This window comes from Pseudomonas sp. M1, assembly GCF_022760135.1.
GTDB lineage: Bacteria > Pseudomonadota > Gammaproteobacteria > Pseudomonadales > Pseudomonadaceae > Pseudomonas > Pseudomonas citronellolis.
Genome location: NZ_CP094343.1, coordinates 2,663,237 through 2,675,956, shown reverse-complemented (window position 1 = coordinate 2,675,956; position 12,720 = coordinate 2,663,237). Strand labels below are relative to the sequence as shown.

Sequence of the window (12,720 nt, the reverse complement as noted above, 5' to 3'; positions counted from 1 at the left end):
ACCAGCCGAGTTGAAAAAACTGTTGGGTCGGCCGACTAGGGCCGCATGACGACTTTCCCCGCTTTACCCGAGGTCACTAGGTCAAGCGCCTGCCCGGCCTCCTGGAGCCCACAGCGATGAGTAATCAGCGCCTCGAACGGAAGCTCCTGGTGATGCAGCGCTGCGATCTTCATCGCGTCGTGGTAGTGGCGGCCTTGCGCATACTGGGTACCGATGATCCTTAGATTGCGCTGGACAATCTGGGATGGATCGAAAGGCTGCTCGCCTTGGCTCGCCCATAGTCCTATCAACAGGTACGAAGCATTTCTCGCGCAGAGCTGAAGTCCTTCCCGGAAGGCCGAGCGATGCCCAGCACCTTCGATGACGACGTCCGCTCCCCGCCCTCCGGTATATGCGCGAATGCTCTCCAGGCGCTCTTCGGCCGAGGTAGCGGTCAGATCCAGTACCGTGGTCGCGCCGAACTTCTCGGCCAGGGCCAGACGCAGGGGTGATCCATCTATCGCCGTCACCGTCGCGGCCCCCGAGAGCCTGGCCATCATGACCGCAGCAAGGCCGATCGGGCCGCAGCCCTGAACCACCACATTGTCCAGGGGTTTAATTCCGCCAACTCGCTCGATGCCCTGCAGGACGGCAGGCAGCGCACACCCGAAGGCGATCACGGCCTCGCTGGGTGTCTCATCGGGGATACGGAAGAATGCCGCCCCCGCGGGCAAGGTCACATAGTCCGCGTAGCTACCCCACGTCGGCTTCTCGATGGGGCCAAACCAGGCTGCATTGGTACAGGACGAAAAATCCTTTTCGACGGTGCAATACCAGCATTTGTGACACGGCGCGATGGGGCACCAGTAAATGCGGTCGCCCGCCTTCAAGGGTACCCCGGCATAGTCATGGGTCATTCCCTCCCCCAGTTCTTCGACCACGCCCACACCTTCGTGGCCGAGGACGATGGCATAGGGCAGCGGAAACTCGCCCTTGGTCATGTGCACATCGCTGCCGCATACCCCGCCATACTCGACTTTCGCGACGACCGAGCCGGGAGATGGCGACGGGACAGGAAGTTCATGCAGCACCAGCGATTCGGGGCGTTCCAATACAACAGCCCGGCTTTTACGGTTTGCGCTCATAGCTTCCACATCCCACCGTCCACAACCAAGGTCTGGCCGGTCACGAAACCTGCATCCTCCGAGGTCAGGAACAGGATCGGCCCGACGATGTCCTGCGGCTCCGCGAAGCGGCGGATCGCCTGCTGGTTCCAGACCGAGCTGGTGACCTCGTCCGGCACAGTGCTGCTACCTGGCGTCCGGGTGATCGCGGGGGCGACAGCGTTGACGGTGATGCCCTTCTCGCCGAGCTCGTTGGCCAGGCCGCGGGTCAAGCCAATCACCCCCATCTTGCTCGCCATGTAGTGGCTCAGGCCGCAGAGGTTGGTGCCGATGGAGTCGGACGAGATGTTGACGATGCGGCCCCAGCCGGTCTTCTGCATCAGCGGCACGAAGGCACGCGCGCCGAGGAACGGCCCCTCCAGGTTCACCGAGAGCACGCGGCGGTAGATCTCCGGCGTCAGGTCCTCCAGAACGGCGAACGGATAGATACCGGCGTTGTTGACCAGGATGTCGGCACGCCCGAATGCCTGGCTGACTGCATCGCGCGCTTTCAGCCAATCCGCCTCCACGGCGACGTTGCAGACCAGGCTGATCGCCTTGACGCCCTCGGCCTCGACCTCGGACTGCGTCTGCGCGCAATCGTCCAGGTCCAGCAGGACGAGGTCGGCCCCCCGCTGTGCAAAGCTGACGGCCAGCGTCCGTCCGATCCCTTTCGATGCGCCGGTGATGATCGCCACGCGACCGGAATGCGTTTTCATGTTTGCTGCCTCCTGTGATGATTCGATCCACCTGCCGGGAGGCGATCCCGGCAAGCATTGGCTATAGGCTTGCGGAGTCAACCCGCTTGCCCGGTTCCCGGCAGGCCCGGGGTGACGTCGGCGATCATGTCTCCCTGGCTACCTGACCAATTCGATGGCGTGCTTTTCGTAGGATGGGTTGAGCCTGCGAAACCCATGCGGTCATGGCGATGGGTATCGCTTCGCTCAACCCATCCTACGGGGGTGTTTCTCCTGCGCCTCCGCCACGTCGTTCCCGTGTAGGAGCGCGCCCTGCGCGCGAATCGCAGGCAGGGCCTGCTCCTACAGTCGAGGTCAGGCGCGGACGGCCAGCAGGTCCAGGGCCACGTCGACGATCATGTCTTCCTGGCCGCCGACCATGCGCCGCTTGCCCAGTTCGACGAGGATGTCCACCGCCTTGATGCCGTACTTGGCCGAGGCCACTTCGGCGTGGCGCAGGAAGCTGGAGTAGACGCCGGCATAGCCCAGGGCCAGGGTTTCGCGATCGACGCGTACCGGGCGGTCCTGCAGTGGGCGCACCAGATCGTCGGCGGCGTCCATCAGCGCATAGAGGTCGGTGCCATGGTTCCAGCCGAGCTTGTCCGCAGCGGCGATGAAGACTTCCAGCGGCGCGTTGCCCGCTCCCGCACCCATGCCCGCCAGGCTGGCATCGATGCGGTTGCAGCCCTCCTCCACCGCGGCGATGGAATTCGCCACACCGAGGCTGAGGTTGTGGTGGGCGTGGATGCCGGTTTCGGTTTCAGGCTTGAGCACGGCTTTCACCGCACGGAAACGCGCGCGGATATCGTCCATGTTCATCGCGCCGCCGGAATCGACGACGTAGATGCAGGTGGCGCCGTAGCTCTCCATCAGCTTCGCCTGCTGAGCGAGGCCTTCGGGCGTCTGCATATGGCTCATCATCAGGAAGCCCACCGTGTCCATGCCCAGCTCGCGGGCATATTCGATGTGCTGCTTGGAGACGTCAGCTTCGGTGCAATGCGTCGCCACGCGCACCACGCGGGCGCCGGCGTTGTAGGCGCTCTTCAGATCATGGATGGTGCCAATGCCCGGCAGCAGCAGCGTGGCGATCTTCGCGTGCTTCACCACATCGGCCGCCGCTTCGATCCATTCCAGATCGGTGTGAACGCCGAAGCCGTAGTTGAAGCTGGAGCCTTGCAGGCCATCGCCGTGGGCCACTTCGATGGAATCGACTTTCGCCATATCCAACGCGGCCGCGATCGCACGCACGTCGTCCAGCGAATACTGGTGACGGATCGCGTGCATGCCGTCACGCAGGGTCACGTCGGAGATATAGAGTTTCTGGCTCATGCCGAAGCCTCCATTGCCTGTGCCATACGCTCGGCAGTGGCCAGCGCGGCGGAGGTCATGATGTCGAGGTTGCCGGCGTAGGCCGGCAGGTAGTGGGCAGCGCCTTCGACTTCGAGGAACACCGAGGTCTTCAGCCCGGAGAACTTGCCGTGGCCGGGAATGTTCAGGTCGTGGACTTCGTCGAACTGCACCTTTTGCTTGAGGCGATAGCCCGGCACATAGGCTTGAACGGCAGCAGCCATCTCTTCAATCGAAGCTTCGACCTTGGCTTGATCGACCGCTTCGCTCAGCACGTAGACGGTGTCGCGCATGATCAGCGGCGGCTCCGCCGGATTCATGATAATGATCGCCTTGCCCTTCGCCGCCCCACCGATTACCTCGATGGCCTTGCTGGTGGTCTCGGTGAACTCGTCGATATTCGCGCGGGTGCCGGGACCGGCCGATTTCGAAGCGATGGAAGCGATGATTTCCGCGTAGTGGACCTTCGCCACACGAGACACCGCAGCCACCATCGGAATCGTGGCCTGCCCACCGCAGGTCACCATATTCACGTTCAACGCCAGCAGATGCTGCTCCAGATTGACCACCGGCACGCAATACGGACCGATTGCGGCCGGGGTCAGGTCGATCACGCGAAGACCGGGCTTGTGGCCCCGCAGAAACGCGTCGTTCTTCACGTGGGCGCCGGCTGAAGTGGCATCGAAGACGAAGTCGATCTCGTCGAAGATCGGCAGGCGGGTCAGGCCCTCCACGCCTTCGTGGGTGATGGCCACGCCCATTCGTGATGCGCGGGCCAGACCGTCGGAGGCCGGGTCGATGCCGACCATGGCGGCCATTTCCAGATGCTGCGCATTGCGCAGGACTTTGATCATCAAATCGGTGCCGATATTGCCGGAACCGATGATGGCGACTTTGCGTTTGTTGCTCATGGCATACCTCGAAAAGCATTCGATTAAGAGCGCTGAAGGCTGGAGGCTGAACGACAAGCAGTCCCTGCCACGGTGGAGATCGGTGCTTTTTCGTCCAGCCTTCCAGCCTCCAGCGCTTTTTTCGGCTCTTAGCTCTGGCTGAAGGTCACGCCGACGCGGCCCAGGCCGTCGATCTCGGCATCGAAACGGTCGCCCGCGGCTACCGCCACCATCGGCCCGAGGGCACCGGTAAGGACGATGTCGCCGGCCTTCAGCGGGTCGCCCAGGCGCGCCAGGGTGCGCGCCAGCCACACCGCCGCGTTGAGCGGATGGCCCAGGCATTCGGCGCCGCTGCCGGCGGAGGCTTCCTCGCCGTTGCGCGTCATGCGCATGGCCGCACCGCGTAGGTCCAGGCCATCCAGGCGCCGCGCCGGGCCGCCGAGCACGAAGCAGCCGCTGGAGGCGTTGTCGGCCACGGTGTCGGCGAAGCGGATGTTCCAGTTGGCGATGCGACTGCCGACGATTTCCAGGGCCGGCAGCACCCAGCCGGTGGCGTTCAGCACGTCGGCAAAAGTGGTGTCGGCGCTGGGCAGGTCGCGTTCCAGCACCAGGGCGATTTCCGCTTCGATCTTCGGTTGCAGCACGCGGCCGAAGGGCACGGTTTCGTTGTCGCCGTAGGCCATATCGGCGAACAGGCAGCCGAAGTCCGGCTGGTCCACGCCCAGCTGGGCCTGCACCTTGGGGTTGGTCAGGCCGACCTTGCGGCCGACCAGGCGGCGGCCGGCGGCCAGGGCGTGGGCGATGTTGAGGCGCTGGATGGCGTAGGCGGCCGCGCCATTTTCCGCGCCGATGGCGTCACGCAAGGGCGCGATGGCCTCGCCCTGCTGTTCCGCGCGGCGCAGGTCCGCGGCCAGGCGTTCCAGAGACTGATCTCTTGGCGTCATGATTGACCTCATCTTGCAGCAAGTTGAAAAGGGACATGGACAGGCCAGGGGGCTATTGAGCTCCCTGCTCCCGCTGCGCTATTTCCCTTGCTCCGCCAGGAAACCCAGGGTTGCACCGAGGGTCGCTTCGAGGTTCTCCATCTGCGGAATGTGCCCCGCGTCGGCGACGATGCAGACGCGGCTGTCACTTATCCGCTTCGCAAACTCCTGCGCGTACACCGCCGAAACCAGCCGGTCGTGCTCGCCCCAGACGATCAGCGTCGGCGCGGCGACGCGGTGCAGGCGCTTGGAAAGACCGCGATCCGCGATGGGCCAGACGAACTTGCCGGTGCAGCCGAGCGCCCAGACACCGGCCGCCATCGCCTTGACCTTCTCTTCGGGGTCCTGCGGAAGCTCGAACATCTTCCGGGCCACTTCGATGGACGGGTCGTGGAACAGCAGCGCCGGCATGTCGGACGCGGGAAGCTCGTTCCAGTTGACGACCGGAGCATCGTCACGCCACAGGCCGACGGCATCGAGGATGACCAGGCGCGAGGGCAGTTGCGGGAACACGCTGGCCAGCTCGGCCGCCAGCATGCCGCCGAAGCTCTGCCCCACCAGGACCGGGCGATCCAGCTGCAGCTTCCTGATGACTTCTTCGTAAACCAGCAGCACATCCTGGAGATCGTCCAGATGCTTCACGGCATAGGGATCGTCGGGCGAAGTGCCGGGAAACTCGGGCGCATAGACGGTGTACTGCTCCGCCAGGCGCTCCAGGAAAGCGTCCCACAGCGGGCCGGCGGCCGAGTGCAGGTAGACGAGCGCCGGACCTTGGCCGGCCACCCGTACACGTACCGAAACCTTCCCGTCCCATGCCTTGACTTGAACGTACTGAATCGAGCTCATTGCATTGCCTCCGAAGACTGAATTTGGTTGTTCACGCCGGCTTTCCGCCGAGGCGCTGCGGCCACCAGTGATGCTGGTAGCCCTGCTCGCTCCAGAGCTGGGAAAGGTGCGGTTTGACCTCTTTGGCGAACAACTCGATGTTGTATCTGGCCAACTCGGTAGGCATGGAGCCGAACTGCAACATGGCGTGCAGGTTGCCGATGCGGAAATCGCTGGCGAACTCCTTGATCCGCTCACGGACGGTGCTGGGGCTGCCGCAGATGATGGCGCCGCACTCGACCAGTTCCTTGAAGGTGATGGTGCGCATCTTTTCGTAGATGCCGAAGTCCTTCGGGTCGCGGAAGATGAACTCCAGCCCGCGGATGTCGATGCCGCCCGGCAGCGCCAGGCGGTTCATGCCGATGCCGCCCAGGGACTTGCGGAAGAAGTATTCGGCGTGGCGGGCATACAGCCGTTCGGCTTCGGCGTCCGTCTCGGCCACGGCGACCATTTGCATGAAGCCGACCTGATAGGGGTTGACCTGTTTCCCCAGTTCCTCGGCGATCTGCTGGAAGCGGTCGAAGATCCTCCGGCCCGTCACCTTCGGGCCGAACCAGCCGAAGTAGTTGAAGCCGTAGTTGTTTTCCAGGATGAACTTCATGGTGTTGGGATTGCCGATGGCGGTGATCCACACCGGCGGATGGGGCGCGTCCTGCAGCGGCCGCGGCCAGATGTTCACGTTGCTGAGCTTGGTGAACTTGCCGTTGAACGAAAACGGCTCGCGCTCGCGCCAGGCGCGCAGGATCAGCTCCAGGTTCTCGTCGAAGCGCTCCCGGGTTTCCATCGGCGGCACGCCGTTGTTGGAGTTCGCATCGTAGGCCAGGCCGATCGGGAAGCCGCAGACCAGGCGGCCGCCGGACATGCAGTCGAGCATGGCCTGTTCCTCGGCCACGCGCAGCGGCTCGCGGGTCTTGCCCAGCGAGCGGCCGAGGGGATAGATCGCCGTTTCCAGCCCCTCCTGCTCGGTCATGTAGGCCACCGCCGCCTGGAACAGGTCGGGGTTGGGCATCATGTCGTAGCTGCTCTGGCCATGCTCGGTGATGGCGATGCCGTCGAAGCCGCAGCGCGCGGCGAACATCATCTCGTCCAGGGCATCCTTGAAGGCGCTGCGCACGCCCTCCGGCGTGACGAGGTCGTGATAGGGCGTGGTGACCACCGACTCATGCTTGGACTCGAAGTCTTCCGGCAGGGAGCGATAGGGCACTTGCTGGAAATAGCTGATTTTCATGGATAACTCCGTATTTCATGACGCGGGTAGCGATTGGCTTCCACTCGGGCGTCGGATAAGGAATCGAAGGCGCCCCGTGTCAGGCGCACAAAAAGCCCTTCAACAACGAAGCGAATCGCTCCGCATGTTCGATCTGCACCCAGTGGCCGCACTTCCTGAACACGTGAAGTTCGGCGTTCTCCAACAGGCCGAACAACTTGTGGCTGTTCTCCACGGGAATGACCCGGTCTTCCTGGCCGTGCAGGATCAATGTCCGGTGCCTGATGTTCGCCAACTGCTCCACCGGCACCGCCAACTTGTCGATGGAGGCCTGCCTGGGCTCCGGGAACATGGAAGCGAAGGCTTCCTGGAAACCCGGGCGGACACTGGCCTCGAAGCGCATGCGCGCCAGGTCGTCGTTGACCAGGTCATGGTTGAAGGCAAATATCTCCAGCAGCGCCTTCATGTTCGCTATCGACGGTTGGTAGCCCCACACCGCGTCCAGCCCGGCGGTCAGTTCGAAGTCGACGCCAACGCTGCCCATGAGCACGAGCTTGTTCACCCGCTGCGGATGTTCGGCGGCCATGGCCAGGGCCAGGGCACCGCCGAAGGAGTTGCCCACCAGGTTGACCTTCTGCAGGCCGAGCGCGTCGATGAAGTCCAGCAGGTGCTTGACCCAGACCTGCCGGCCGTAACGGATCCCCGCGGGGCGCTCCGTATAGCCGAAGCCCACGATATCCGGCGCGATGACCCTCATCTGCGTGGCCAGCACCGGCAATACCAGGCGCCAGTTTGCCCAGGCGGTCACTCCCGGCCCGGAGCCGTGAATGAACAAGGTCGGATGACCTTCGCCCATATCGTGATAATTGGTCGAAATGCCACCGGCCTCGATCGTCCGCCCCTGTTCGGGGGAATTAGCAATGTTCATGAAAAGCCCAACCGTAGGATGAAGACCGCCCACCACGACAACAGGCGGTCGCGGGTCTGAAGTGCTGGAAAGTTCCGCTCAGGTGTAGTTTTCGAGGAAGTCCGGGCGCGGCGTTCCGTCATGGAAGAAGATGCCCCGCCAGATTTCCTCGGCATGCCAGGTGATGGTCGGCATGTCGGGCTGGGCGAAGTAGCCCATGCCGGCGAACATCTCGTTCCGGTTGCCGCTGGGGTCGAAGAAGTAGGTGGTCTGCCCGCGGGTAATGGCATGGCGTTGCGGCGTCACGTCCACCGGCACCTTGTGCTTGCCGAGGATATCGGCGCCCCGCAGCACCGCATTCCAATCCTCCAGGTAGAAGGCGATATGATGCAGCCCCGCCCTCGCGCCGGCGCCCAGCGCCAGGTCGTGGGCCTTGGTGCCGCGGAACAGCCAGGTGGCGAACTGGTTTTTCGCCTCGGCATCCGTCACCACCTGCTCCGCCAGGTTGAAGCCCAGCACCTGCATGAGGAAGGCGGTGGTCTCGACGACCGTATTCACGCCTTTGCTCTCGTCCACCGGGCAGGTGAGCATCACGTGGTCGAGCCAGTGCACCCCTGCCCCGCGCAGGCCGTCCGGCCAGGGATGCGGGTTCACGGCGCCGACGGCCTTGCCGATGAACGCCTTGGCCGCATACAGGTACATGCGATGGCCGCTGGGCAGGTCGAAGCCTATGGAGCGGCCGCACGCATGCAGATGGCCCTCGGCGTTCCAGGTCACCTCCACGCCGCGGTTGCCGATCTTCTCGGCGAGCTCGTTCAGGTCGCTGTCGTGCTCGACCTTGTAGGCGATGTGGTTCAGCCCCGGCCCGTCGGCGGGCGACAGCACCAGGGAGTAGGCGTCCCACTCGTCCCAGGCCTTCAGGTAGACACGCCCCTGCTGGTCACGCGAGGTCTCGGTCAAGCCGATGATATCCACGTAGTGATGTAGCGCCTGGTCGATGTCGCTGACCTTCAGATCGACATGACCCACTCTGAGAATTCCCATATCAGCCTCTCTTTTCTCGATTGTTGTTTTGCATGCGCGCAGGGGCACCCCGCGCGGGTTGTTTGCGCATGACGGCTATCAGGTGTGGAAGCGTTCTTTCCGCTCAGGCCAGGCAGGACCGGTCCGGAAAGCGCTGCTGTCGCTCAGCCAAGCGGCGGAGGAAGCGGCCTGGCCAGCGACCGCAGGCGTAGGCGGACGCGGCAACGGCCAGCCGGGCGACTGGCTGTGGCCATGGCGCCCGGGCAACGAACGGCAGGCTCTCGTAGGCTCCGCCCGGCGCGGCGGGTGCGCGCAATCGGGCGGAGCGAAAGCGGTGAAGGGGCAGGCAGGCGAGTAGGCATGCTCATTGTTTTTATTCTCCCGACCGGTCCGCTGCGTTCAGAGCCGGTCTAGTGATTACTTAATCACGACTGATTTAATCATCAGTTACGATTAAGCAATCACATATGCCTTTTGTCAACACCCTTCCACCGCCGCTGGAGCCACCGTCGGTCGCCTTCCTTCAAAGGCTCGGCGGCGCAGTGCCTGCCAGGGCCGCCAGGCCGCGGTTCCTTCCATTCGTCGCCCGACGGACAGGCGGACTGTCGCGGCGCGGCCTGTCGCCAGCGGGCCGGATCAGCCTGCCGCGCCCCTCCGGGAGCCATCGGCTCGAGGTCGCGCGCAACCGCACAAGCGGTACTGGCAAACGCGGAAATGATCTGATAGCTTAAAAAGTGATGACTTAATCAACATTGATTTATTCATCACTCAAACAAGAACAATGACTCGCTCCATGGCCATCGCCTGGAGCCAATGGAGGTAAAGATGGATGCCATCCGCTTTCGCGAAGCCATGACCCATCTCGGCGCGGCCGTGAACGTGATCACCACTGGCGGAGACGCCGGCCTCGGCGGATTCACCGCCTCCGCCGTGTGCAGCGTGACCGACTCACCGCCGACCCTGCTGTTCTGCATGAACAAGGGCGGCTTCCAGTACGAGCGCTTTGTCAGCAATGGCGTTGCCTGCGTCAACGTGCTGCACGGCCGCCAGGAGGACATCTCGCAGACCTTCAGCGGCGCCCTGAAGATCGCCCTGGAGGAACGCTTCGAGGCCGTCGCCTGGAGCACCTTGCACACCCCCTCGCCGGCGCTCGACGACAGCCTGGTGTCCTTCGACTGCCGGATCGTCGAGGTCAACGAAGTCGGTACCCACGGCGTGTTCATCTGCGAGGTGGAGGCCATCCGCTTCGGCGCCCACAACGAAAGCCTCATGTACTTCAGAAGGCAGTACCACCGCCTGGCGCAAGCCTCCTAGGAAAAGCGCCCGCACCCTGCCCAGCCGCTGAAGGCCGCCACCAGGCGAGCCTTCGGCGGCGATACCATAATCCCCGCTATCGAGGCATCATGTGACCGATGCGCGCCTTGTGCAGGCTCCGAACCGCACGCGGCGCAGAAACGATAAGACCGGGGTTTTCATGAAGAAAAGCGACAACCGCCCAGCCGATCCCAAGGCGCCCTCCGCGCCCTCCGTCGAGGTCGCGGCCGCAGATGCCAAGCCGGCGAGCATGCCGCGAGGGCTCAAGTCGAAGATGCGTACGCGCAAGAAGCTGATTGATTCCGTGCAGCGGCTGATCGCGGTGAAGGGTTTCGAACAGATGACCATCGAGGACATCACCAACGGCGCCGACGTCGGCTTCGGCACCTTCTACAACCACTTCCACTCCAAGGAAGACATCGCCACGGCCCTGTTCCTCGAGAAGAACCACGAGATCGAACAGGTGATCGGCGCCATCGGCGAGGCGGAGCAGGACAGGGCCCTTTCGATCGCCTACGTGCAGAAGCTCTTTCTCACCAAGGCCATCCAGAACGAAATCTGGGGCTGGTTCATCGTGCGCTCCCACAGCACCCACAAGGTCATGAGCGACTCGTTCAACGAACAGGCCAAAGCGGATATCGCCGAGGGGGTCGCCCAGGGGCGCTTCAACGTGGACTGCATCGAGAGCGCCGCGCAGATAACCATTGCCGGGCTCATCGCCGCGATGCGCAGCCTGCTCGAAGGCGAGGCCGCGCCGAATACGGTGAACAATACCGTCGAGTGCTTCATGCGCATGTATGGGCTGACGCCGGCGGAGGCGAAGGCCATCGCCAACGTCGAACTGCCCACCTACGTAACCGACCTGTTCGAGCTCAACGAGAAGGCCGCGTGAGCGCAGAACTCCACGCGCGGTAACGGCTGCAGCCTGCCGCGCGCCCATAGAATGCCCCGGCGCCGCCGGGGCATCGGCTTCAGAAGCAATACAGCGCTTCGACCATCGTCCCCAGCCGCGTGCGGTCGCGGCCGTTGCCGTAAGGACGGTCGTGGCCGCGGGGGTCGAACCAGTCGTAGCGGACTTCCGGGCGCAGCGAGAGGCTGCCGGTCACGTCCCAGCGCAGGCCGGTGGTGAGGGCGTTGTAGTCGCCGTGGGCGGTGCACTACAACGACAGCGCCAGCCGCGACGTCCCCGGCGAACACCGCGAACTGCTCGACGCCGCCCTGGCGCGCGACGTGGACAAGGCCTGCGCGCTGCTGGCGCAGCACTACGAGACCACCACCCGCAGCGTGCTGGCCCATGAGGCGTTGAAGGGCTAACCGGCCCCGGACTCACTCGCCGGCCAGCCCCTGGCGGGCGATGCCCAGGAAGGCGCGCACGGCGCCGCCGGTTTCCTCGTTGCGGCTGACCAGCAGCAGGTCGGCCTGCGGTTCCATGCCGCCGAGCCGGCGGTAGGCCACCCCCGGGATGTGCACCTGCAGCAGCGGCTCGGGCACCAGCGCCACGCCCATGCCGGCGGCCACCAGCGCCAGCACGCTGAGGGTGCTGCTGGTGCGGTGCACCTTGGGCTCGCGCCCCAGCGCCCGGCGCAGGCCGCCGAGCATGTTCTCGTCGGCGCCGTGGGCGGCATAGACGATCAGCGGTTCCGCGCCGAGCATCGACACCTGCAGCGGCTGGGCATCGACCAGCGGATGGCTGTCGGGCATGGCCACCAGCAGCGGCCAGGTGCCGATGCGCTCGAAGCACAGCGAGTCGTCGACGATCTGCCCGCCGTGGCTGGGGGCGTAGCCGATATCCAGCTGGCCGGCCTGGATCGCCTCGACCTGCAGGTGCGGCGCCAGTTCGCGCAGCACCACCTCGGCCTCCGGGTAGACAGCGTGGAAGGCCCGCACGTCCGCCATCAGCCGGCCGCTGAACACGGCGTTGCCGGCGAAGCCGATGCGCACCGTGCCCATCTCCCCGCGCAGCGCCCGCTGCACCGTGCGCTGGGCGTGTTCAGCCTGGGCCAGGGTGCGTTCGGCCTCGCCACGCAGCATCCGGCCGGCCTCGGTCAGTTCCACCCGGCGGCTGGTGCGCACGAACAGCGGGCCGCCGAGTTCCTCTTCCAGGGCGCGTATCTGCATGCTCAGCGCCGACTGCACGATGTGCAGGCGCTGGGCGGCGCGGCCGAAATGGCCTTCCTCGGCGACGGCGAGGAAGTAGCGCAGGTGACGCAGGTCCATGGGCATATCCTTCAGAATTAGTGATTGATCGTTCAGATCAATCTATTTGAGTTCGCTACCGCGCGGGA

Annotated in this window: 14 protein-coding genes; 3 read left to right on the top strand and 11 right to left on the bottom strand. The window is 64.5% G+C overall.

The window, feature by feature from the left end; genetic code table 11:
• Positions 1 to 35: 35 nt before the first annotated feature.
• From PM1_RS12110 to PM1_RS12070, 9 genes are all read right to left on the bottom strand, one after another.
• The gene (locus PM1_RS12110) at positions 36 to 1,124 is read right to left on the bottom strand and encodes a zinc-binding dehydrogenase (protein ID WP_009623062.1); all 1,089 of its coding nucleotides are present in this window, start codon (positions 1,122 to 1,124) and stop codon (positions 36 to 38) included.
• A complete protein-coding gene (locus PM1_RS12105) occupies positions 1,121 to 1,861 on the bottom strand; it encodes an SDR family NAD(P)-dependent oxidoreductase (protein WP_009623069.1) in 741 nt (246 codons plus the stop codon). The genes PM1_RS12110 and PM1_RS12105 overlap by 4 nt, the downstream gene beginning before the upstream one ends.
• A gap of 333 nt (positions 1,862 to 2,194) precedes the next feature.
• On the bottom strand, positions 2,195 to 3,208 hold the full coding sequence (gene mhpE / locus PM1_RS12100) for a 4-hydroxy-2-oxovalerate aldolase (protein WP_009623070.1): 1,014 nt from the start codon (positions 3,206 to 3,208) through the stop codon (positions 2,195 to 2,197).
• Entirely contained in the window at positions 3,205 to 4,137 is a 933-nt protein-coding gene (locus PM1_RS12095) for an acetaldehyde dehydrogenase (acetylating) (RefSeq protein ID WP_009623071.1), read from the bottom strand. Before PM1_RS12095 ends, mhpE begins: the two co-directional genes overlap by 4 nt.
• A gap of 128 nt (positions 4,138 to 4,265) precedes the next feature.
• Entirely contained in the window at positions 4,266 to 5,060 is a 795-nt protein-coding gene (mhpD, locus tag PM1_RS12090; RefSeq protein ID WP_009623072.1) for a 2-keto-4-pentenoate hydratase, read from the bottom strand.
• Between the two features lie 78 nt (positions 5,061 to 5,138).
• The gene (locus tag PM1_RS12085) at positions 5,139 to 5,945 is read right to left on the bottom strand and encodes an alpha/beta fold hydrolase (protein WP_009623073.1); all 807 of its coding nucleotides are present in this window, start codon (positions 5,943 to 5,945) and stop codon (positions 5,139 to 5,141) included.
• Positions 5,946 to 5,976: 31 nt separating this feature from the next.
• Complete coding sequence (locus PM1_RS12080; protein WP_009623074.1) at positions 5,977 to 7,212, bottom strand: LLM class flavin-dependent oxidoreductase; 1,236 nt, start codon at positions 7,210 to 7,212, stop codon at positions 5,977 to 5,979.
• A 79-nt stretch (positions 7,213 to 7,291) separates the two neighbouring features.
• Positions 7,292 to 8,119 carry an alpha/beta fold hydrolase gene (locus PM1_RS12075; protein ID WP_009623076.1) on the bottom strand — a complete coding sequence of 276 codons (828 nt, stop codon included), beginning with the start codon at positions 8,117 to 8,119 and terminating at the stop codon, positions 7,292 to 7,294.
• 78 nt (positions 8,120 to 8,197) lie between these two features.
• Positions 8,198 to 9,142: a catechol 2,3-dioxygenase gene (locus PM1_RS12070; protein ID WP_009623078.1), complete on the bottom strand. Its 945-nt coding sequence runs from the start codon at positions 9,140 to 9,142 to the stop codon at positions 8,198 to 8,200.
• Between the two features lie 804 nt (positions 9,143 to 9,946).
• Between PM1_RS12070 and PM1_RS12065 the strand changes: the two genes are divergently transcribed.
• Both PM1_RS12065 and PM1_RS12060 read left to right on the top strand, forming a co-directional pair.
• The gene (locus PM1_RS12065) at positions 9,947 to 10,435 is read left to right on the top strand and encodes a flavin reductase (RefSeq protein WP_009623080.1); all 489 of its coding nucleotides are present in this window, start codon (positions 9,947 to 9,949) and stop codon (positions 10,433 to 10,435) included.
• A 91-nt stretch (positions 10,436 to 10,526) separates the two neighbouring features.
• Positions 10,527 to 11,327: a TetR/AcrR family transcriptional regulator gene (locus PM1_RS12060; RefSeq protein WP_152604486.1), complete on the top strand. Its 801-nt coding sequence runs from the start codon at positions 10,527 to 10,529 to the stop codon at positions 11,325 to 11,327.
• A gap of 79 nt (positions 11,328 to 11,406) precedes the next feature.
• Here the strand turns inward: PM1_RS12060 and PM1_RS12055 are convergent, their stop codons facing one another.
• Positions 11,407 to 11,541, bottom strand: coding sequence for a hypothetical protein (locus PM1_RS12055; protein ID WP_024128678.1), 135 nt, complete (start codon positions 11,539 to 11,541; stop codon positions 11,407 to 11,409).
• 46 nt (positions 11,542 to 11,587) lie between these two features.
• Between PM1_RS12055 and PM1_RS12050 the strand changes: the two genes are divergently transcribed.
• Positions 11,588 to 11,749, top strand: a complete 162-nt coding sequence (locus PM1_RS12050; RefSeq protein WP_009623085.1) for an FCD domain-containing protein — start codon at positions 11,588 to 11,590, stop codon at positions 11,747 to 11,749.
• A 12-nt stretch (positions 11,750 to 11,761) separates the two neighbouring features.
• Here the strand turns inward: PM1_RS12050 and PM1_RS12045 are convergent, their stop codons facing one another.
• Positions 11,762 to 12,652 carry a LysR substrate-binding domain-containing protein gene (locus PM1_RS12045; RefSeq protein ID WP_009623090.1) on the bottom strand — a complete coding sequence of 297 codons (891 nt, stop codon included), beginning with the start codon at positions 12,650 to 12,652 and terminating at the stop codon, positions 11,762 to 11,764.
• Positions 12,653 to 12,720: the final 68 nt, after the last annotated feature.